21 protein-coding genes are annotated in these 20,383 nt (G+C 72.6%); 9 read left to right on the top strand and 12 right to left on the bottom strand.

Annotated features, from left to right (window positions below; all coding sequences use genetic code 11):
• The first annotated feature begins 381 nt into the window (after nucleotides 1-381).
• The 3 genes from ACWDGI_RS25975 (at nucleotide 382) to ACWDGI_RS25965 (ending at nucleotide 3,869) form a co-directional block, all read left to right on the top strand.
• A complete protein-coding gene (locus ACWDGI_RS25975) occupies nucleotides 382-957 on the top strand; it encodes an ATP-binding protein (RefSeq protein ID WP_450762816.1) in 576 nt (191 codons plus the stop codon).
• Nucleotides 954-1,388: a hypothetical protein gene (locus ACWDGI_RS25970; RefSeq protein WP_450762814.1), complete on the top strand. Its 435-nt coding sequence runs from the start codon at nucleotides 954-956 to the stop codon at nucleotides 1,386-1,388. The genes ACWDGI_RS25975 and ACWDGI_RS25970 overlap by 4 nt, the downstream gene beginning before the upstream one ends.
• Before the next feature lie 618 nt (nucleotides 1,389-2,006).
• Nucleotides 2,007-3,869: an ABC transporter ATP-binding protein gene (locus tag ACWDGI_RS25965; RefSeq protein ID WP_450763205.1), complete on the top strand. Its 1,863-nt coding sequence runs from the start codon at nucleotides 2,007-2,009 to the stop codon at nucleotides 3,867-3,869.
• A 222-nt stretch (nucleotides 3,870-4,091) separates the two neighbouring features.
• On the opposite strand, the gene ACWDGI_RS25960 is transcribed toward ACWDGI_RS25965, so the two are convergent.
• The 4 genes from ACWDGI_RS25960 to ACWDGI_RS25945 form a co-directional block, all read right to left on the bottom strand.
• Nucleotides 4,092-4,271 (bottom strand): hypothetical protein, encoded by a 180-nt coding sequence (locus ACWDGI_RS25960; protein WP_450762812.1) that lies wholly within the window; start codon nucleotides 4,269-4,271, stop codon nucleotides 4,092-4,094.
• A 154-nt stretch (nucleotides 4,272-4,425) separates the two neighbouring features.
• Complete coding sequence (locus ACWDGI_RS25955; RefSeq protein WP_450762810.1) at nucleotides 4,426-5,070, bottom strand: DUF899 domain-containing protein; 645 nt, start codon at nucleotides 5,068-5,070, stop codon at nucleotides 4,426-4,428.
• A 92-nt stretch (nucleotides 5,071-5,162) separates the two neighbouring features.
• A complete protein-coding gene (locus ACWDGI_RS25950) occupies nucleotides 5,163-6,611 on the bottom strand; it encodes an amidohydrolase (RefSeq protein ID WP_450762808.1) in 1,449 nt (482 codons plus the stop codon).
• 209 nt (nucleotides 6,612-6,820) lie between these two features.
• Nucleotides 6,821-8,677, bottom strand: a complete 1,857-nt coding sequence (locus ACWDGI_RS25945) for an FUSC family protein (RefSeq protein ID WP_450762806.1) — start codon at nucleotides 8,675-8,677, stop codon at nucleotides 6,821-6,823.
• A gap of 393 nt (nucleotides 8,678-9,070) precedes the next feature.
• Between ACWDGI_RS25945 and ACWDGI_RS25940 the strand changes: the two genes are divergently transcribed.
• Together ACWDGI_RS25940 and ACWDGI_RS25935 are read left to right on the top strand one after the other, a co-directional pair.
• Nucleotides 9,071-9,286, top strand: coding sequence for a hypothetical protein (locus tag ACWDGI_RS25940; RefSeq protein ID WP_450762804.1), 216 nt, complete (start codon nucleotides 9,071-9,073; stop codon nucleotides 9,284-9,286).
• Nucleotides 9,283-9,741, top strand: a complete 459-nt coding sequence (locus tag ACWDGI_RS25935) for an N-acetyltransferase family protein (protein WP_450762802.1) — start codon at nucleotides 9,283-9,285, stop codon at nucleotides 9,739-9,741. The genes ACWDGI_RS25940 and ACWDGI_RS25935 overlap by 4 nt, the downstream gene beginning before the upstream one ends.
• Before the next feature lie 55 nt (nucleotides 9,742-9,796).
• Here ACWDGI_RS25935 and ACWDGI_RS25930 read toward each other — a convergent pair whose 3' ends face one another.
• A complete protein-coding gene (locus ACWDGI_RS25930) occupies nucleotides 9,797-10,540 on the bottom strand; it encodes an aspartate/glutamate racemase family protein (protein WP_450762801.1) in 744 nt (247 codons plus the stop codon).
• 5 nt (nucleotides 10,541-10,545) lie between these two features.
• Nucleotides 10,546-12,003 carry an NCS1 family nucleobase:cation symporter-1 gene (locus ACWDGI_RS25925; RefSeq protein ID WP_450762799.1) on the bottom strand — a complete coding sequence of 486 codons (1,458 nt, stop codon included), beginning with the start codon at nucleotides 12,001-12,003 and terminating at the stop codon, nucleotides 10,546-10,548.
• Between the two features lie 192 nt (nucleotides 12,004-12,195).
• On the opposite strand from ACWDGI_RS25925, the gene ACWDGI_RS25920 reads away from it, so the two are divergent.
• Together ACWDGI_RS25920 and ACWDGI_RS25915 are read left to right on the top strand one after the other, a co-directional pair.
• Nucleotides 12,196-12,870 carry a GntR family transcriptional regulator gene (locus tag ACWDGI_RS25920; RefSeq protein ID WP_450762797.1) on the top strand — a complete coding sequence of 225 codons (675 nt, stop codon included), beginning with the start codon at nucleotides 12,196-12,198 and terminating at the stop codon, nucleotides 12,868-12,870.
• Nucleotides 12,871-12,982: 112 nt separating this feature from the next.
• Complete coding sequence (locus ACWDGI_RS25915; protein ID WP_450762795.1) at nucleotides 12,983-14,458, top strand: LamG domain-containing protein; 1,476 nt, start codon at nucleotides 12,983-12,985, stop codon at nucleotides 14,456-14,458.
• 44 nt (nucleotides 14,459-14,502) lie between these two features.
• On the opposite strand, the gene ACWDGI_RS25910 is transcribed toward ACWDGI_RS25915, so the two are convergent.
• A complete protein-coding gene (locus ACWDGI_RS25910; protein WP_450763203.1) occupies nucleotides 14,503-15,132 on the bottom strand; it encodes a uracil-DNA glycosylase in 630 nt (209 codons plus the stop codon).
• A 234-nt stretch (nucleotides 15,133-15,366) separates the two neighbouring features.
• Here ACWDGI_RS25910 and ACWDGI_RS25905 point away from each other — a divergent pair, with 234 nt between their 5' ends.
• Nucleotides 15,367-15,984 carry an RNA-binding S4 domain-containing protein gene (locus ACWDGI_RS25905; RefSeq protein WP_450762793.1) on the top strand — a complete coding sequence of 206 codons (618 nt, stop codon included), beginning with the start codon at nucleotides 15,367-15,369 and terminating at the stop codon, nucleotides 15,982-15,984.
• 260 nt (nucleotides 15,985-16,244) lie between these two features.
• Here the strand turns inward: ACWDGI_RS25905 and ACWDGI_RS25900 are convergent, their stop codons facing one another.
• The 3 genes from ACWDGI_RS25900 to ACWDGI_RS25890 form a co-directional block, all read right to left on the bottom strand.
• A complete protein-coding gene (locus tag ACWDGI_RS25900; RefSeq protein ID WP_450762791.1) occupies nucleotides 16,245-16,712 on the bottom strand; it encodes a DoxX family protein in 468 nt (155 codons plus the stop codon).
• 110 nt (nucleotides 16,713-16,822) lie between these two features.
• The gene (locus ACWDGI_RS25895) at nucleotides 16,823-17,503 is read right to left on the bottom strand and encodes a class I SAM-dependent methyltransferase (protein ID WP_450763202.1); all 681 of its coding nucleotides are present in this window, start codon (nucleotides 17,501-17,503) and stop codon (nucleotides 16,823-16,825) included.
• A gap of 57 nt (nucleotides 17,504-17,560) precedes the next feature.
• A complete protein-coding gene (locus tag ACWDGI_RS25890) occupies nucleotides 17,561-18,523 on the bottom strand; it encodes an acyltransferase domain-containing protein (protein WP_450762789.1) in 963 nt (320 codons plus the stop codon).
• 66 nt (nucleotides 18,524-18,589) lie between these two features.
• Here ACWDGI_RS25890 and ACWDGI_RS25885 point away from each other — a divergent pair, with 66 nt between their 5' ends.
• Nucleotides 18,590-18,889: a DUF6343 family protein gene (locus tag ACWDGI_RS25885; protein ID WP_450763200.1), complete on the top strand. Its 300-nt coding sequence runs from the start codon at nucleotides 18,590-18,592 to the stop codon at nucleotides 18,887-18,889.
• Nucleotides 18,890-19,085: 196 nt separating this feature from the next.
• Here ACWDGI_RS25885 and ACWDGI_RS25880 read toward each other — a convergent pair whose 3' ends face one another.
• Both ACWDGI_RS25880 and coaE read right to left on the bottom strand, forming a co-directional pair.
• Complete coding sequence (locus tag ACWDGI_RS25880) at nucleotides 19,086-19,472, bottom strand: tetratricopeptide repeat protein (protein WP_351326380.1); 387 nt, start codon at nucleotides 19,470-19,472, stop codon at nucleotides 19,086-19,088.
• A 72-nt stretch (nucleotides 19,473-19,544) separates the two neighbouring features.
• Nucleotides 19,545-20,156, bottom strand: coding sequence for a dephospho-CoA kinase (gene coaE / locus ACWDGI_RS25875; RefSeq protein ID WP_450762786.1), 612 nt, complete (start codon nucleotides 20,154-20,156; stop codon nucleotides 19,545-19,547).
• Nucleotides 20,157-20,383 lie beyond the last annotated feature (227 nt).

Below are 20,383 nucleotides of genomic sequence, written 5' to 3'. Positions count from 1 at the left end.
CGCCATTCGAAGACTCATTCGAAGATCTGACGGGGTGGCCGGACCGGGCAGGGTGACCGAATTGACCGGAACGGCCGGATACTTCCGTTTCAGTCGCATCGATCGCATTGGCCGGATCGGTCCGTCGGATCCTCACTGATCCCAACTGGCGCCGCTCGACATGCTGTTGCGAGCAGTGTGCCACGGCCCCTCACCGCGTCACACAGCACTCTGCATTTTTCAGAGTGACTCTTGCCAAGTGTTCACGGCGGGGCGATAGTGGCAAGCGTGATTCCGTCCCCGCCCTTAGGAACAGACGCCGCCGCAGACCGTCTCGGTCTCGGCGCTGCCGCGGTTGTCGCCCCTGGTGGGGGCGGTGCCGAGCGCCGGTTCCGGTTCGAGTTGGCCGCTCATCCGGGTTCCCCCGCCCAGGCGAGACGCCTGGTGCGTGCCCGGCTGACCGGCTGGTCGGTCTGCGCGGACACCTGTGACACCGCGGTACTCGTCATATCCGAGTTGGTCACCAACGCGATCGTGCACACCGCGAGCAGTCGCGTCGTGTGCGAGTTGCACGACCACGACGACACGGTGCGCATTGCCGTGCAGGACGAGGGCTGTTCACCGGATGAGCCCCACCCGTCCCCACAGCGTCCGGAGGAGGAGCACGGGAGGGGGTTGCTCCTCGTCGAGGCGCTGTGTCAGGCGTGGGGGGCTCAGCAGCACGGTCCCGGGCTGCTGGTCTGGGCGGAGCTGCCGCGCCGGACCGATGCCGCCCAGGACTCCGCCGAACCCCGCGACGACCTGGGATGGGGCGCCCGCCCCGATCCGGGCCCGTCGCGTGGCTCGTCCCGCGGTCCTTCGCGCGACCCGTCGCACGGGCCCGCGCACAGCCCGGTCCACCGTCCCTCGCCCGGTTCCGGGGAAGAGGGGCAGCCGGAGGCCGCGCTGCGCCCGGTGCCCGGGCGGAGGCGACCGTGAACGGCGTCCCCGGTGCCGGCCGGTCGCTCGGCCTCGACACCCTGGTCCGGCTGCAACGCGGCCAGCGGCCGGCGGCCATGGGCGATGCCCGGCGGGTCCCGGTGCCCGAGGGCATGACGACCCCGCTGGGCTGCGACGCCGTGGCCGTACCTGCGCGTCTCGGGCCGCTGGTGGTACCCCGGCTGCCGCGGGTGGGCTGTGTGTACGCCGACGGCACGCGCTGGTGGTGGATCGTCCCCTCCGACTCCGACTACGCCCTCAGCTGGCCCGCCCCGGCCGACTACAGCCCGGGGGCCCCGCTCCCCGGCGCCGCCCGGCTGATCCACCGCCCCGAGGGCACGGTGCCGTACACCCCGCCGATACCGCTGTACCTCGCCCTGTGCCGGGTGACGGGGACGACACCGGAGTGGTCCCGCCCCCTGAGCGCGTGACCGCCGCGCCGCTTCGGCGGACAGCGGCGCGTGAACGAGGGGCGTGACCGAGGAGCGGGATCGAGGAGCGGGACCGGGGGGCGTAGGGCCGACGGGTGCAGCCGACCGGCAGGAGAGCCACCGGCGTTCAAACCACCCGCGGCAAGACCGATGGGTGCAGCCGACCGGCAGGAGAGCCACCGGCGTTCAAACCGCCGGCAGCAAGACCGATGAGCGCAGCCGACCGGCAGGAGAGCCACCGGCGTTCACATCGCCCGCGGCAAGACCGACGGGTGCAGCCGACCGGCAGGAGAGCGACCGGCGTTCAAACCGCCGGGCGGCAAGGCCGACAGCTGCTAGACCGACGGCCGCAAGACCGACCGGCACGAGACCGGCGGGTCCAGGAGTGGCCCTCCCGCACATCCCCGGCCCACCCCATCCTCACCCCGCACCCCCGGCGCACTCCCCCGTGCCCCGCGAGCCCCGTCGTACGCCCTGCCCGGGGGACGCCGTGGCCGCGATAGTGGCCGTTCGTCGACGGCCCTGGGGAGGAACTCGGTGACGAAGAGGCGGGACACGGCGGCGTCCGAGGTGTCGGAGTCGGAGCGGCTGCTGTTCGGGGGGCCGCTCCGCTACGACATGGGATGGAACCAGCACCGGGACGCCTTCCTGGAGCTGGACCTCCGCGCGATGCTGACCCGTCTGCCCGGGATGCTCATGTCCAGCCTGCGGCTGGCCCGTCAGGCGGACGCCGGCGCCGCGCGCGTGGTGCTCACCGCGCAGGTGGCCATCGGCGTGACCCAGGCCGTGAGCCTGCTGGCCGTCAACAGCGTGCTGGGCCGGCTGATCGGCACCGGCAGCATCGAGGAACGGCTGCGCGGTGCCGCCCCGGCCCTGGTGATCATGGCCGCCGTGATGTTCCTGGCCGCCCTGCTGCGCGCCGCGTCCACCTACGCGACGGGCCGTCTGGAACCCAAGGTCGAGCGGGTGGCGACCGAGATGTACCTGGAGCGGGCGGCGGCCGTCGAGCTCGCCGCGATCGAGGACCACGCCTTCCACAAGCTGCTGGACACCGCGCAGTACGGCGCCTCCTCCGCCCGTCGCATGATCATGTACGGGACGCGCGTGGTGAACGCGATGATCTCGCTGATCGCCGCGGCCGGTGTGCTGACGGTGCTGCACCCGGCCCTGCTGCCGCTGCTGATCACGATGACGATCCCGAGCGCGTGGGGCGCCCTGACCATCGCCCGGCGCCGCTACGAGTCGTTCCACACCTGGGTGCAGCACGCCCGCGCAGGCCATCTGATCAGCTCCCTGCTCACCGAGCCGGAGGCGGCGCCGGAGATCCGGGTGCACGGCGTCGGCCCCTTCCTGCTGCGACACTTCCGGGCGATGTCGGAGACGGCGGAGGCGGAGCAGGCCCGGCTGGCCCGGCTCGCCGCCCGCACCGGCCTGATCGCGGCGGCCTGGACCGGCCTCGCGACCGTCGCCACGTACGCGACGCTGGGCGCGCTGCTGCTGAGTGGGGCGATGGCCCTGTCGGTGGCCGGTACGGCGGTGATCGCGATCCGTACCGGCTCGGCGAGCCTCAACACGCTGGTGCTGGAGATCAACACGCTCCACGAGGAGGCGCTGTTCGTGGGTGATCTGGAGCGGCTGTACGTCGAGGCGGCCGAGCGGGCCATCCCGACCGGCGGCGACCCGCTTCCGGAGGATCCGCGGGAGATCCGCTTCGAGAACGTCACGTTCACCTATCCGGGTGATGCCACTCGACCCGCCCTGGACGACGTCACCCTCGCACTCCCGCTCGGGCGGATCGTCGCCCTGGTCGGCGAGAACGGCTCCGGCAAGACCACGCTGGTCAAGCTGCTGGCGGGGCTGTACCAGCCGGACCGGGGCCGCATCCTGTGGGACGGGGTCGACGCGGCGCGCGCCGACCGGCACCGGCTCGCCGAGCGCATCGCGATGGTGGCCCAGGACTTCAAGCGCTGGCCCTTCACCGCCAAGGTCAACGTGGCTGTCGGCCGTTCGTCGGCGCCGCTCACCGAGGAGCGGCTGACCAGGTCGGTCTCGGAGGCGGGCGCGGAGGAGGTGGTCGCGGACCTGCCGCGCGGCCTGGACACCCTGCTGGCCCGCAACTTCAGCGGCGGGCACGAGCTGTCCGGCGGTCAGTGGCAGCGACTGGGCATCGCGCGGGCCGCCTACCGGCGCGGGCGCATCCTGATCGTGGACGAGCCGACGGCCGCCCTGGACGCCCGGGCCGAGCTGGAGGTCTTCGAGAAGATCCGTGCGCTGGCGGGCAGCGGCCAGACCGTCGTACTGATCACCCACCGGCTGGCGTCGGTCCGCCACGCCGATCTGGTGCACGTCCTCGACCAGGGCCGGGTCGTGGAGTCCGGGACCCCCGACGAGCTCCTGGCGAACGGCGGTGTCTACGCGGAGTTGTACGCGCTCCAGGCGGACCAGTTCACGGCCAAGGTACCCGCCCGGAAGGTGGGTTAGCCCGCACCCGGCCCCCGACCAACCCCGGACCAGTCCCCGACCGACCCCGGACCAGTCCCCGACCGACCCCGGACCAGTCCCCGACCAACCCCGGACCAGTCCCCGACCAGTTCCCGCCCGATCCCCGACCAGTTCCCCGCCGGCCCGGACCGTTCCCCGAGTTGTCCTGGACCGGTCCTCGACCAGCCCTGGGCTCTGTCGCCTAGCCCTGGGCTGCGTCGCCTAGCCCTGGGCTCCGTCGCCGCCGCGCACGATGACCAGGAACGCGTCCGTCGCCAGGTCCATCACGACCTCTGCGGGCATGCCTTCGAGTCGCCGCGCGTGCGCGAACTCCTCCGCCGGCCATGATCCTCGCGGTCCGCCTGCGGGAAAGCGTTCGAGCACGGTTCGCCCGTTCACCATCCTGCACCTCCAGAAGTGCGTCGTACTTGTTGGAGTTAACGCTCTGGAGAACAGGAATGGCTCGCCCGGTGACGGTACTGAGACATAGCCGACACGTCACCGGCGCGGAGGGTGAGAGTCCGTTGACTTTCGGCCACCTTCGTGACCACTTGTGTCAGTCCTCGTACTCGTCGTGATAGCGCACCCGGTCGCTGCCCGCAGGCACCCGGCCCAGTGCCGTCAGGTCGAGCAGGGAACTGGTCGAGCCGAGTCCGTCGAGGCCCCGGTCGTGAGCGGAGTAGGTGTGGAAGACCCGGTCGTGTTCCCTCAGAAAGCAGCTGATCCCGGGCCGTTCGGCCGATTCGTCGTCGACCATGAGGGTCGCCCCGAAGTCGCGGTTGAAGTCGCTGTGGTAGGAGGAGTACCAGGGCAGCGTCCAGCCCATCCGGGCCTTGAACGGCAGGATCCTGGTGAACGGCGCCCGGGACACCGCCGCGAACGACGTGCCGCGCGCCCGCAGATGGGCGAGGTGGCCGATCTGGTCCAGGAACGCCGAGCAGTTGGGACAGCCGGCCTCCCACTCCGGGGCGAACATGAAGTGGTAGACGATCAGTTGGGCACGCCCCTCGAAGAGGTCGAGCAGGGTGACCTTGCCGTCTCCGCCCTCGAACACGTACTCGGGGTCCACCTCGACCATCGGGAGCCGGCGCCGCTCGGCGTTGAGCACGTCCCGCGCGCGCGTGAGCGCCTCTTCCTTGAGCAGTAACTCCTCACGCGCGGCACGCCACCGCTCACGCGAGACGATCTCCGGAAGCGACATGGGCCCTCCTGTACGACGGTCGGTTCCGGGTGGTGACCGTCGGAGGGAGAAGAACTCATCGGCGCGGCCGAAGATTCTTTTCGGCGTCACCGTCAGGTGTCGTACTCCTGGATGCGCCGGCCCGGGCAGCGGTCGACGAGGGCGGGCAGCCGTTCCTCCAATTCCCCGACCACGGCACGCACATCGAGGGTGAGCAGCTGTCGGTCGCGCATCAGGACACGGCCGTCGACGATCGTGGTGCGGACGTCGGCGGAGCGGGCGCTGTGCACGAGCGTGGCGGCGAGGTCGTGGACGGGCTGGGTGTGCGGCCCGGTGAGGTCGACGAGGACGATGTCGGCACGGCGGCCGGGAGCGAGGCTGCCGATGCGAGTGCCGAGCCCGACGGCCCGCGCGCTCTGCAGCGTGGCGTGGTGCAGGGCCTGCCGGGAGGTCAGCCAGCGCGGATCGCCCTCGCTGGACTTCTGGATCAGCGAGGTGAGCGCCATCGACTCCCATACGTCCAGGGAGTTGTTGGAGGCGGCGCCGTCGGTGGCGAGGCCGACCGGCACGCCGGCGGCGCTCAGGGCCCGTACCGGGGTGGTGGTGGGCCAGCCGAACTTCAGGTAGCCGCGGGGCGCGGTCGCCACCGCGGTACGGCCGCCGGTGCGCTCCAGGAGGGGCAGATCGCGGTCGAGGATGCCGGTGCCGTGGGCGATGAGCAGCTCGGCGTCGAGGAGCCCGGCGCGGTCCAGGATCTCGATGGGGGTGGCGCCGTGGCGGGCGACGCTGGTGTCGGTCTGGTCACGGTTCTCGGCGGCGTGCAGGTGCACGGGCAGGCCGTGGGCACGGGCGAGTTCGGCGGTGGCGGCGAGGTCCGCGTCGGTGACGGTGTAGGGGGCGTGCGGGGCTAGGGCGGTGGTGCAACGGCCGTCCGCGCCGCCCCGGTGCCGTAGCGCGAACTCCAACGACCGTTCCCGCCCTTCGGGCCCCTGCGAGGAGAAGTACGCCTCGCCCAGGTGGGCCCGCAGCCCGCACTCGGCGACGACGGCGGCGACCGCGTCCATGTGGAAGTAGTGGTCGGCGAAGCAGGTGACCCCGCCCAGGATCATCTCGGCGCAGGCGAGCCGTGCCCCCAGCTCCACGTCCCGTTCCGTGAGGTTGGCCTCGACGGGCCACACGACGTCGTTGAACCACGCCTCGGTCGGCATGTCCTCGGCGAGTCCGCGCAACGCGACCATCGGGGCGTGGGTGTGGCAGTTGACGAGCCCCGGCATGGCGACCTGCCCGCGCGCGTCGATCCGCTCCACGGCGGCGGTCTCGCCCTGTGCTCCCACGGATTCGACGACTCCGTCCCGTACGACGATCGAGGCGTCCTCCAGGAAGCCGATCCGTTCCCGCTCGTCGTGGGTGAGCACGGTGCAGCCGGTGATGACGAGATCGGCGGGAGCGGAAGCACGACGGGCAGGCGACGAACCACGGCCGGCGGGAGCGGAAGCACGACCGGCAGGCGACGAACCACGGTCGGCGGGAGTGGAGCCGCGGCCGGCGGGAGCGGAGCTCATCGCCCCAACGTAGGGGACGGGCGTCGGGCCGTGTGAGCCGAACCGCGCATCCTGTCCTGCCCGCTGTCGCGTACCGGCCCGGCGGAGCGCCTCGGAGCGCCTCGAAGCGCCTCGGAGCGCCTCGGAGCGCCTCGGAGCGCCGGGGTCGGACCACGCACCGGGGTGTGCGGTTCGGGCGCTGACGACGGGGAAGGCGCGGCCGAAGTTCCCTACACCGCGACCGGCATCCGCGGCACCGTGAGCCCGAGTCGTTGCCCGCCGCGCTCCAACTCGGCTGCGAGGTCTTCGAGTTGCCGGGTGTGCCGGGCGGTGAGGTGCCCTGTCTCGTCGAGGTGTACGGCACACGCGGTGGTCGTGTCCACGAGCCGTTCGAGTACGGCGGCCACCGCGTCCGTGCCCTCGGTGTGCCGGGCGAGGGCGGGGAGTTCGGCGGCGGCGAGGGCGATCGTGGTGCGGGCCTCGGCGAGGGTGCGGTAGGCCTCGCGGCGCAGGGCCCAGCGTTCGCCGCGGTCGTCGGACTCGCTCAGTACGTGGTCGAGATAGGCGTGCGCGGCCCGCCCGGCCGCCGCGAGCCGGGCCCGTACCCCGCCGCCCCGTTTCCCGGCCATCGGCAGATGCCCCACGATCAGCACGATCGCGCAGGCCAGCAGGGTCTCGCCGATGCGGCTGACGGAGGCCTGCGGTTCGCCGCCGACCATGACCAGGGCGAGCACGAGGACGGTCACGGCGGCGGTCTGGGCGGCGAAGTGCCGGGTGGACACCGGGATGGCCGCTCCGCAGACGGCGACGAGCGCGATGAGCCCCTCGGGCCGGGGCAGTACGGCGGCGAAGCCGGCGAAGACGAGGGCGCCGAGCACGGTCCCGGCGGCCCGGCACAGCACCCGGGAGGCGAGCGGTCCGAGATCGGGCTTGACGAGGAAGACGGCGGTGACCGGCAGCCAGTACCAGTGCTGGTGCTCGCCGTACCAGCGGGCCTGGTGCAGGGCCTGTGCGATGGCGGCGCTGGCCCCGAAGCAGAGGGCGACCCGCAGTCCGTACTCCCGGCCGCCGCTGCCGAGCGCGGCCCGCAGCACCTCCTTCGGGCTGCGGCGCCGGGCTGGCGGCCGGTGCTCCGTGCCCTCGGCCCGGTCGAAGGCCTCGGCGGCGCGCAGCAGCGCGTCGTCGAGGGCGCGCAGGGCGGGCGCCGACCGGGACGGCGCGGGCAGCGGCCCGGTACCGCCGGTTTCCCGGACCGCGACGGCGAGCCGCCGGGGCCCTTCGGCGGCCCGCTCGGATATCGGCTCCTCCGCCCAGGCGAGGGCGGTGGCCGCCTCGGCGAGGGGCAGCGCGGCGGCGTACTGCGCGTGCAGCCGGCGCTCGGCGGCGGAACTGGCGTACCGCCGCAACCGGGGCCCGGTGAGCGCGTCCTGGGCATGGTCGAGCGCGGTGCTCAGCGCCTTGCGCCGGCTGAGGGCGGCCTCGCCACCGACCGCGTCGAGCAGGTCGGCGACGGCGTCGTACACGGCGGCGACGGCGTCCCGTTCCCCGTCGAAGCGGTAGTCGCCGGCGAGGGCGCCCGGGGTGGGCAGGGCGAGCCGCAGCACCAGCAGCCAGCCGGCTCCGGCGAGGAAGGCGAGGGCCCGCTGCCAGCCCGCTTCGGCGACCGGCATCCCGGCGCCGATGGCGGCGGCGACCAGTGACTGCGTCCCGGCCCCGGAGGCGACCGGCCCGACGGCGCTCATCCCGCCGGCGACCAGCCCGAGCCCGGTGAGCAGCAGGGTCAGGGGTACGGCGGTGAGGTGCTCGCCGCCGTAGGTCCCGGCGAGCAGCCCCGCGGCCCCGGCCGCCGCGGGCACTCCGAGCCGCCGCACGGCGGCCCGTCGGCTGCCCGGCCGGTCGTTGACCCCGGCGAGCATCGCGGCGATGGCGGCGACGACTCCGAGGGAGGTGTGGTGGAGCACGACCGCGGCGAGCAGCAGCGGCCCGGCGGCCAGCGCCCCTCTCGTCACGGCGCTCCAGGGCACGGGCCCGCGCTGGGTGCGCAGGGTGTGGGCGAGCCAGGGCGGCAGGGCGATACGAGGGGACACGGGGCTCCTGTCCGGGCGAGGGCGGGGTGTGCCTTCGGACGACGGTGGCCGGGTTGTCGGCTTCGGTGTTCCCACCGTAGATCGTGTTCCCGTACGGAAAGGCCCGTTCGTATTTCCGAGGTGTGACAAGTGGGGCGAAGAGCCGTGTTCTTTATGAACGCAATTTCACGACGAACGGGAGACGACGAACGGGAACGGGCCCGGGGGCGTAGCCGGCCCCGGGGCCCTGGAGAGCCGCCCGTCGTCCCACGCCGGCACACTTGGGAACCCGTCTTGAGATCGACGAGCGGCCCTCTCCAGGAACCGCAGGGAAATTCGCGTGCGGACCGCTGGGGCGAGGGGGGACGATCGGGGGGCTGTCCGTCGTTGATCCAGGACACTCCAGGAGATCCAGTGGTCCAACGCACCACCACCGCCTCGGGACTCGTCCCGCCGCGCGCCTGCTCTCGCGGGTCGGTCGGCAAGGCCGGCGCGCAGCTCGCGTCCCCGCCCGGTTCCGTTCCGCTGGACGACGAGGGGAAGCTCGTCGGTGTGGCCTGCTCCGGCGGCGCCGGTCAGCTGGTGGGGGTCACGGCCACGGATGTCGTGCCCGACGGGGCGCGTGCGTGAGCGCGGGTGAGGCGGCCGTGCTGCGCCGGGCGGTCGGACCGGATGCCGGCGCGGTCGCCGACGTCTGGCTGCGGTCGTACTCCGCCGCCCTGCCCACCGTCGTCCGGGGGCACTCCGACGACGAGGTGCGTGCGTACTTCCGGGATGTCGTGGTGCCGGAGCGGGAGACCTGGCTCGCGGAGGTGGACGGTCGCGTCGTGGGCGTGATGGTGCTCGCGGGGGACCTGCTGTCCCAGTTGTACCTGGCCCCCGAGTGGCGGGGGCGGGGTGTCGGTGACCGGTTCGTCGCGCTGGCCAAGGAGCGCTGCCCGCAGGGGCTCACGCTCTGGACGTTCCAGGTCAACAAGCCCGCCCACCGGTTCTACGAGCGGCACGGTTTCGTCGCCGTCGAGTACACCGACGGCAGCGGGAACGAGGAGCGGGAGCCGGATGTGCGCTACGTCTGGCGGCCCTGACCCCCTGTACCGGCCCCGTCGCCCGTGCCCTGCCGTGGCTCCGAAGGGCGTGAGTTCATCGGGCCGCGCCCGCTATGCGGACCGGGCCGCCCCCCCACGCCCGTCGCTTCGGCAGCGGCTTCGCGTAACTGCCCGCCCGGCTGGTCGTGAGACCCAGCGCCACCAGCGACTCCGCCAGCTTCACCGCCGCGCCGACCCCGTCGACCACCGGAAGCCCGAGCTTCTCCCCCACCGCACGTTGCAGCCCGGTCATCCCGGCGCAGCCGAGGACCAGGACCTCGGCGCCGGCGTCCCGGGCACGTTCGGCCGCCGCGAGGAACGCTGCCTCCGTGCGCCCGGGGTCCCCGGCGAGGTCGAGGACGCCCAGTCCGGTGCCCGTCACGGCCGCACAGTTGCGAGCCACGCCGGCCGTCTCCAGGCTGTCCTCGATCTGCCCGCGCGACCGCTCCAGGGTGGTGACGACGCCGTAGCGGCGGCCCAGCAGACAGGCCAGGTGGGCCGCGGCCTCGGTGATGTCGACGACGGGTACGTCCACCAGCTCCCGTACGCCCTCCCGCCCGTGCTCGCCGAAACCGGCCATGACCACCGCGTCGTACGGCGGGCCGTCGTAGGTCCGCAGTGTGTCGATGACGGCCGCGGCCGAGAGGTAGCTGTCGAGCCAGCCCTCCGCCGACTCGGGGCCCCAGTTCGGGGTCAGACCGGTCACGGAGGTGCCCGGGCCTGCGGCGGCCCGGGCACCTCGTACGATCTCCTCGGTCATCTCCTGCGTGGTGTTGCAGTTGGTGACGACGATCCGCACGGTCGTCAGGCCTCCAGGGGTGCGACGGCCCGGTCGGTGCGGCAGAGCGCCGCGTACAGTCCGGCGGCCAGCGCCGTGCCGATGAACCAGGAGTACGGCGCCACCGCGCTGAACGTCTTCACCAGCGCGAGCACCGCCGCGACCGCCGCCGACGGCAGGAACGCCCACAGCGCCTTGGGGTTGACGCCCTTGCGGTAGTGGTACGGCGATCCCGGCGTCGCGTCGAACAGCTTCTCGACGTCCACCTTGCCGCGCTTGACCCAGTAGTAGTCGACCATGATCACGCCGAACAGCGGACCCAGGAAGGCGCCGAGGCCGCCGAGGAAGTAGTTGACGACGGTGGGGTTGGAGAAGAGGTTCCAGGGCGTGACGACCAGCGCGGCGACCGTGCTGATCATGCCGCCGACCCGGAAGCTGATCTTCTGCGGCCAGACGTTGGCCAGGTCGTACGCCGGTGAGACGAAGTTGGCGACGATGTTGACGCCCATGGTGGCGACCGCGAAGGTCAGCGCGGCCACGACCAGAACCCAGGTGTTGCCGACCTTGGCGACCAGTTCGGCGGGATCGGTGATGGCCTCGCCGAAGACCTCCAGCGAGCCGGCCGTGACGACCACCGAGACGACCACGAAGGCCGTCGAGTTGACGGGCAGGCCCCAGAAGTTGCCGCGGCGGACGGTGCGGTAGTCCGGTGCGAAGCGGGAGAAGTCGCAGAAGTTGAGCATCAGCGTGCCGTAGGTGGCGAGGATCAGGCCGATCGCGCCGAACCACTGCCGCCACTGTTCGCCGGCCGGCACCGGGTGCGGGGTGGAGGTGAGCGAGATGGTCCAGTGGGCCTTGGCCAGGATCCAGACGGCGAGCGCGATCATGACCAGCCAGATCGCGGGGCCGCAGAAGTCCTGGAACTTGCGGATCGTCTCCATGCCCCGGCTGATGATCGCCGCCTGGATCAGCCAGAGGGAGACGAAGGAGATCCAGCCGAGCGCGTCCAGGCCCAGGAAGGAGTGGTGCGTCCAGGACTCCAGGCCGGGCCAGGCGGCCAGCAGCATCACGTTGACGGCGACAGACGCCAGATAGGTCTGGATGCCGTACCACATGATGGCGATCACGGCCCGGATCAGGGCCGGGATGTTGGCACCCCAGACGCCGAAGCTGATCCGGCTGACCACCGGGAACGGCACGCCGTGGCGCTGGCCGATCCGCCCCATCCGGTTCATGCCGACGTAGATGAGCACGAAGCCGACGAGGAGGGAGGTGAAGACCTGCCAGACGTTCATGCCGAGAACCAGCAGGCCGGCGGCGAAGGTGTAGTTGCCGAGGTTGTGGACGTCGGACATCCACATGGCGAAGAGGTCGAAGACCTTCCAGTTCCGCTTCTCGGCGGGGGCGAGGTCTTCGTTGGTGAGCCGGGGGTCGGGGACGAACGCGGGTGCGCCGGTGGCTTCGGCGCGGTCGGCCAGGGACACGGGGCCTCCAGGGACTACGAGGAATGCGGGGGCAACGGGCTGTGGGGACGGGCAGGGCGGAGGGTGGCTGCCGAACGATGCGCGCGTTTGGTATACCAAACTGTCGTCATGGTCCTCCCGTCAAGCGTTCCGACCGATGTCCGTCCCGTTACGGCTCCGTAAAAGCCCCCTCAGATCGGCGAAGATGGCCTCATGGGATCCCCCACGACGAAGATCGAACCCCTGGGCGCGGTGCGCGAGCGCGTCCTCGCGACCCTGCGGCAGGACATCATCGCGGGGCGTCTGGGCCCGGGCGACCGGCTGGTCGAGCGTGAGCTGGCCGAGCGGTTCGGGGTGTCCCGGGTGCCGGTCCGGGAGGCGATCCGGGCCCTGGTCGCCGAGGGCTTCGTCCTCTTCGAGTCGGCCCGGCGGACCGTCGTACGCCGGCTGACCCCGACCGACGTCAAGGAGCTCTTCGAGCTGCGCGAGGCGCTGGAGGTGTACGCGGCCGGGCTGGCGGCGGCGCGGGCGACCCCGCAGGCCCTGGCCGAGCTGCGGGACCTGCTCGACCGGGCCGCCACGGCGACACGGACCGGGGACGCCGAGACGATCACCGACATCAACACCCGTTTCCACGACCGGATCCTGGCCCTGGCCGGCAACAGCCTGCTCATCTCGGTGATGGAACCGGTCGACGGCCGGCTGCGCTGGCTCACCCGGCGGAACGAGGAGTGGCCGCAGCTGCTCACCGAACACCGCGAGCTGTACGACGCGATCGCCTCCGGCGACCCGGACCGCGCCCGCGCCCGCGCCCTCGGCCACGTCCAGGCCAACTACCGGTCGACGGTACGGCACCTCTTCGGCGAGGAGACCGAGCAGCGGCCCTGACCTCGCATCGGGTTGTCCACAGGAACACCAGTTCGGAAGGGGATCTCCTAGATTTCTCCTCAGCAGTGGTGATCGGAACGGATCCGATCGGACGACACGGGGAGGCACGACCATGGTGGACAGCCGGGGGCCGTCGAGCGGGGCCGCACTCGTGGGGACGGGCGCGGTGGGCGGCAGCCTGGCGGCGGGCGCGGGGACCGCCACGGCCGACACTCCGCTGGACACGCCGTTGACGCCGGTCGCCGTACCGCATCTGACCGAGGCCGAGCAGCTGGTGCGGTACCAGCGCCTGCTGGCGGCAGGCCATCTGCCGACGGGACTGGCCGGGCACTGGCCGCTGGACGGCTCCGGCACCGGCCGCTCCGGCCTTGAGCGTCCCGTCACCCTGGGCTCGGGGGCGTCCTGGACCACTCTGCGGGCCGGCGGTGAGCTGAGCTTCGACGGCTCCTCCGGTGCCTACGCGGCCACCGGCTCGGTGCTGGACACCACGGCCCCGTTCACAGTCGCGGCCTGGGTCCGGCTGGCCGACGACGCCGTGCTGACCACCATGTACACGGCCGTCAGCCAGGACGGCGGCAGCGTGAGCCACTTCCTGCTCCAGTACGACGACACGGCCGGGACCTGGGCCTTCAAGGTGCGCAGCGAGGACCAGAGCGCGGAGGTCTCCGCACTGGCCGCCACGCCCGTCACCAGGACCGGCGCCTGGACCCATCTCACAGGTGTCCGGGACGGCACCCGCGCCCTGCTGTATGTGAACGGCGTGCTCGAGGGCAGCGCCGACACGACCCTGTGCTGGGCCGCGCCCCAGGGCTTCAGCATCGGCCGGGCCCGCTGGGACGGCGGCTACGTCAACCGCTTCAAGGGCGCGATCAACGACGTCCGCGCCTACGGCCGCGCCCTGAGCGCCGCCGAGGTCGCCCTGGTCAGCGGCGCCACGGCACGCGCCAACAACGTCTACCTGACGAACGCGACGGCGACCGTCGGCTGGGGCCGCCCGGACGACCTGGCGAGCTGGGTGGCCCGGGCCCGCTGCGCTTCCTTCGTCACGGCGCTGCTCAGACACACCTACGGGTGGGCGACCGACGCCTACTTCCTCCGGCACTTCCAGCAGAGGGGCCCGGAAGCCGCGAACTACTGCGCCGCCTTCCTCCAGAACACCGGCGGCCCGCACTTCCGTCCCGTTCGCAAGGTCACCGACCTACGGCCGGGCGATCTCATCGCGGTCGACTACAACGGGCAGGACGCCGAGAGCACCGGGCACATCGTGGTGGTCCGTGAGGTCGAGGGGGTCTTCAGCGGGGTCGCCGACTTCCCGGACGAGACCCAGTACGCCGTCGAGATCATCGACTGCACCTCCGACCCGCACGGGGTGTACGGCCTGAGCAACTACCCGCGGTACCCCGACACCCGCATGGTCAGCAACGTGGACGGCGAGAGCTTCCAGGGTGTCGGCGTCGGCCACATGATGTTCTACGCCGACAACGCCACCGGTGCGTTCTCGCGCTACCGCTGGAGCGTCAACTCGTCCGCGTCCACCGGCACCCACCCGGTCACCGACCGCCCGGTGGCGGCGGCCCGCATAGTCTGAGCCCGCAGCCCGCCCGCCCTCCGCCCGTCACCGGAGCCCGCCCGTCACCGCAGCCCGGCCGCCTCCGCCGCCGTCGCCAGCACATCGCGGAGCATCTCGGGGGTGAGGCGGCCGGTGAAGGTGTTGCGCTGGCTGACGTGGAAGCAGCCGAAGAGGTCCAGTCCGTCGAGGTCGACCCGGGTGCCGTGGGCGAAGGCCGGCCGGGGCCGGGGCACGTTCCAGCCGGCCGCGGCCAACGCGGGCAGCGTGGCCTGCCAGCCGAAGGCGCCGAGCACGACGGCGGCGCGCGCCGTCGGCCGCAGCAAGGTCAGCTCCTCGACCAGCCAGGACCGGCAGGTGTCGCGCTCTGCGGGGGTCGGTTTGTTGTCGGGCGGGGCGCAGTGCACGGGCGCGGTGATGCGCACGCCGTACAGCTCCAGACCGTCGTCGATGCGCTCCGACGTCGGCTGCGAGGCGAGGCCGACGTCGTACAGCGCCTGGTACAGCACGTCGCCGGAGCGGTCGCCGGTGAACATCCGGCCGGTGCGGTTGCCGCCGTGCGCGGCCGGGGCGAGGCCGATGATCAGCAACGGGGCGTCGGGCGGCCCGAAGCCGGGGACGGGCCGGCCCCAGTACGTCCACTCGGCGAACGCGGCGCGCTTGGTACGCGCCACCTCCTCGCGCCAGGCGACCAGGCGAGGGCAGGCCCGACATGCACTGACCCGCTGGTCGAGGCGGCCGAGGGGGGTGGGCGGGGAGGGGGGAGGGGAGGGAGGGGAGGGAGGGGAGGGAGGGGGGTGGGGCACAAGGTCAACGGTAAGCCGCGCGGACCTGACCGTGCCGGGTCGATCCGGTCGACCCGATCGGGCCACGTGGGCATCCGGGAAATCGGCTCCGTTTCTCTCGGCTCGGAGGGCTAAGGTCGGGGCATGGCTTCTGAGGACACGGGCGAGAGCAGGGAGCGCGAGACTGGTGGGACGGGAGCCCCTGTCCCGGGCGGGCCCGCCGAGGGCACCGAGGCGCCCGCCGCCCAGGCCCCCGACTCCGGCTCGGACCTCGACCCCGCCGCCGTCGCCGCGGCCATCGCCGCCGCCGAAGCCGCGGGGCCCGCTCCCGGTGAGAACGTGCGGATCGACAGCTGGATCTGGGCCGTGCGCCTGATCAAGACGCGCTCGATGGGAGCCACCGCCTGCCGGGGCGGGCACGTCCAGGTGAACGGCGAACGGGTCAAGCCCGCCTACTCCGTGCGCGTCGGTGACGAGGTGCGGCTGCGCCAGGAGGGGCGGGAGCGGATCGTCATCGTGAAGCGCCTGATCCGCAAGCGGGTCGGCGCCCCGGTGGCCGCCCAGTGCTACGTCGACAACTCGCCGCCGCCTCCGCCCCGCGGGGCCTTCGTCCCCATCGGTCTGCGCGACCGCGGCGCCGGCCGCCCCACCAAGCGCGACCGCCGCGACCTGGAACGCCTGCGCGGCCTCGGCGGGCTGGGTGGCGCGGGCGGAACGAGCGGAATGGGCCGACCGGACGGCGGACGCCCCCGCGGACGGTGATCCACCGGGGCTGACTCCACAGGGCTCGGCCAGGCCGCGAGGCCGACGGCGCAAGGCTCGGCCTGGTCGGGATCGGCGGCGCGAGGCTCGGCCTGGTCGGGAGGCTCGGCCCCGTCGGGGTCGGCAGCGCGAGGGTCGGCCTGGTCAGGAGGCTCGACCTGGTCGGGATCGGTGGCGTGCGGGGCGGGCTCGTCAGGGTCGACCGGCGAGGCTCCGTCGGGTCGGGTTCCGGCTCTGCTTTTGTTCGGCGGGGCGGGGTGTCATGCCCGTGGCCGCACCAGTCCCCACAGCCGCGCGTTCTGTCCGCGTCGGGCCCAGGCGACCAGGGCCAGCGGCACGATCAGGATCAGCGGGGTCGCCGCGTACTGGCCGTCGAAGACTGTGAGCTGGACGATGAACGCGCCCACCATGAGCGCACTCAGTGCCGTCGCCGCCACCGACTGCAGCACCGGTATCAACAGGGCGACGGCACCGGCCAGTTCGAGCGCGCCGATGGTGTACATGCCCGTGCTGCCCCAGCCGATCCTGTCGAAGGATTCGACGGCCGACGGGTTCGCTATCAGCTTGGGCAGCGCGCTGGCGACGGCATAGAAGAGGGCGAGCAGCACCTGCACCGTGCGCAGGGCCAGCCGGGCCCGGCGGCCGCGGGCCGTCGCAGACTCGGCGACGACGGGGGCCGGTGCCGCGGTAGGAGCGGCGAGGGAGGCGGAAGCGGTGTGCTCGGGCATGGGGTTCTCCTGGGGGAAGCGGTCCCTGTTGCTGTCACAGGGGTAGACCCGCCGCCGACGGAGAACTCATCGGCCGCCACCGGGATTTCCCGGCCGCCCGCCGCCTCTCGCTAGGGCGCCGGTACCGCCCTCACCCACACCCCGTCCTCGGTCAGGTACTCGGTCACCTCCAGTCCCGCTTCCGCGAGCGCCTCCTCGAACTGTTCCTGGGTGAGCGGCCGGGCCAGGAACGTCTGTGTCCAGGCCGCGTCCGGGAACTCGTACTCCGCGCGTACCGAGTTCACCCCGTCCCCGGCCGGCTCCACGGACGCGATCCGTACCGTGTAGCCGCTGGGGTCGACCCGTTCCCTCGGCACGTTCGAGTGGTAGTCGGCGCCCTCCCGCTGGATGAGCACGCAGCCGCCGTCCGCCACATGTGCCACGCAGGTGCGCAGCATGCCCCGGCGTACCTCCGCGTCCCCGGTGTTCACCAGGAACGACGCGAGCATCACCACGTCGAACTTCCGGCCCAGGTCGAGCCCTTCGATGGTGCTCTGCACGGTGCGTGCTCCGCGGACGCGCGCCAGCATCTCCGCCGACTCGTCCACCGCCGTGACCGCGAACCCGCGTTCCAGGAGCGGGTGGGTCATCCGCCCCACGCCGCTGCCCAGTTCCAGGATGTGGGCGCCGGCCGGGACCGCCGCCTCGATGATGTCCGGCTCGCTGCCGACGGACAGCCGCGAGTAGAGCTCCACCGCGCAGCCGTCCGGGGTGATGGCACCGGGACCTGTCCCCTCGTACCCCTCCCGCATTTCAATCGTCATGCCCGGACAACGACCCACCCCCGTATGGACGTTCCCGCCGTGGCGTCACTCTCCCCAGGGGAACCATCCGTGTCCGAGGTACCAGTGGCCGCCCGCCCGCAGGTGGTCGCCGACCGCCCGCTCCACCGACGTACGCCGGGGCAGGTCCTGTACCGGCAGGTCCGGGGCGCCGAAGACGAACCGGACCGCGGTGGTGTCGACCGGTTCGGTGTCCTCGTGCCCGGCCCGGAACCGGTCCTGGAAGCGGACGATGTTGGAGTCCGCTCGCAGGTACCGCCTCAGCTGCGGGTCGAGCAGCCAGGAGTGGCAGGTCGCGACCGCGTACTCCTCCTCGGGGAAGTACCGGGGGAAGAAGTCCCGTGCCAGGTCGAGCGAGCGGTCGCAGGCGACGGGGGTCAGCGGCCCGCGGTAGTCGGGGATGTGCAGGTTCAGGCAGGGCTGCCCCGGTGCCACGGCCCCGGACGAGCCCGACGCGGTCGCCGTGACCGCCCGTGCCGTGCGCTCGCCGAGCGGGGCCCGCTCGTACTGCAGCCGGCCCAGCTGGTATAGCTCGCCGCGGAAGTGGCGGACGAGCCAGGACGCCTGGGGGGCCGACAGTCCTCCCCTGCCGTGGCGCCTGCGGTGCAGCGTCATATTGCGCCCCAGGTCGGCGAGCGTGCGCCGGGACACGTCGGCGGGGATACCGCGCGCCTGGTGGTAGGCGTGGGCGTGGGGCAGTGCGGCGAGGAGGACGTAGACCAGGAAGTACCCGTCCAGTGCGGCCGGGGCGGCGGCGGTGAGCTCCCCGAGCCCGGCCCGGCCGTCGGCCCCCACCGGGGCAGCCGGGGCAGCCGGGGCAGCCGGAGCGGTGGTGCCGCCGGTGACCTCGTCGGCGCATTCGGCGAGCAGCCGCCGCACTCCGGGATCGGCGGTCACGGTCCGCCGCAGGGCCACCACCTCGTTGATGTCCTCGTGCGGCACGGCGAGGTCGAGGAGCAGGTCGGGCAGGTCGTCGGCGTCCGGCAGCACGGCAGGGTCCCCCTTGGTGAACGTCCTGGTCGAAGAGTACGTTGCAAGGAGGAGTGGTGATCCATGATGCGTACGGGCAGTGAACCGGCGACCGCGCGCAGTGCGCTGCGGGCGCGGTTGTGGCTGAGCGTGTGGGGTGTCGCCTGGGCGATCTTCGGGACGGCGGCGTTCGCGCTCGTCGGCCGTCCCGGCTGGGCGGCGGCCTGTGGGGTGCTGTGGCTGGTGGCCACCGCCGACATGACCATGATCATCAGGCACATCAGGCAGGGCCCGCACTATCAGCCGGGCCGTGATGTGCCGCCGTACCAGCCGGCGGAAGGCGGCCCGCGTCGGATGCGGCGCCCGCCGCAGCACGGCCACCCGTGAGCAGCCGCCCGCTCACCCGCCGTTGAACCGGGCGGCCTGGGCGACCTGGGCGACCTGGGTGACCTGGCTGATCATCCGCTCACGCGCCCACGGGTGAACCTGGGCGGGCACCGGCGCGCCCGTCCGCGAACCGAGCGGCCCTGGAGGGTGTCCGGTCTCGCACCGTCGGACCCGGCTGCCCTGGGGAGTTGTCCGCTCACCCGGCGTCGTCGAAGCGGGCCGCCTTCAGGTACTCGGGGTTCGGGTCCAGGGCGGCCGCCAGCCGGAAGTGGCGTATCGCGAGGTCGGCGCGGCCCTGGCGTTGGTAGGTGCGGGCGAGCGCGAAGTGCGCGAACGCGTTGTCCGGCTCGCGCTCCAGGACGATGGTGAACTCCAGCTCGGCGGGGCGTAGTTGCGCGGCGGCGAAGAAGGCTCTCGCGCGCAGCAGCCGGGCGGCGGTGTTCTCGGGGTGTGCGGCGATCACTCCGTCGAGCAGTTTCACCGCACCCCGCGGGTCCCGTGCGTTGAGCAGTTGCTCGGCGGCACGGAAGTCGATGACATGCGTCTCCGGAGTACGTCCGGTCGAACCGCTGGTCTCGGGCACGGCAAAGTCCTTCCCTCGCTGAAGCGGTTCAACGCCCGGACGGGTGCCCGCTATTTCGAAGACGCATGTCCGTCAGTTCGAACCGCCCTCCCGCGCCCGGCGTGCGAGGTCCGCCCACACCTGTGCGACCCGTTCCTGGAGCACGTCCAGGGGAACGTCGTTGTCGATCACGATGTCCGCGATCTCCAGGCGTTTCTCGCGCGTCGCCTGCGTGGCCATGCGCGCGCGTGCGTCCCCCTCGGCCATCCCGCGCAGCCGGGTCAGCCGGTCGAGCTGGGTCTTCGGGTCGACGTCCACGACGACCACGACGTCGTAGAACGGCGCGAGGCCGTTCTCCGTGAGGAGCGGAACGTCGTTGATCACCACCGCGTCCGCGGCGGCCGCGTTCTCCAGTTCGCGGGAGCGGGACCCGACCAGGGGGTGCACGATCGAGTTCAGTATGGCGAGCTTCTCGGGGTCGGCGAAGACGATCGAGCCCAGTTTCGGCCGGTCCAGGGTGCCGTCGGCGGCGAGCACGTCCGGCCCGAAGGCCTCGACGACGGCCGCCAGACCGGGGGTTCCCGGCTCGACGACCTCACGCGCGATGCGGTCCGCGTCGATCAGCACCGCGCCGTGGCCGACGAGCAGTCGCGACACCTCGCTCTTGCCGGCGCCGATCCCGCCGGTGAGACCCACTTTCAGCATGCCCCGAAGCTTAGGCCCTGCCACCGACACCAGCCCCGACCGGCCCTGCTTCCCGTACGCCCCGAGCCAACGAAACCCGTCCCGCTCCCGACCGGAGCCGGAGCCCACGAAACCGGCCCTGCTCCCGACCGGACCCGGAGCCGGGGCCCACGAAACCGGCCCTGCTCCCGACCGGCTCCGGACCCCGCAGAACCGGCCCCGCTCCCGACCGGCCCCGGACCCCGCAG

Source organism: Streptomyces sp. NPDC001220 (assembly GCF_053597895.1).
This window is presented reverse-complemented; position numbering and strand designations above follow the sequence as displayed.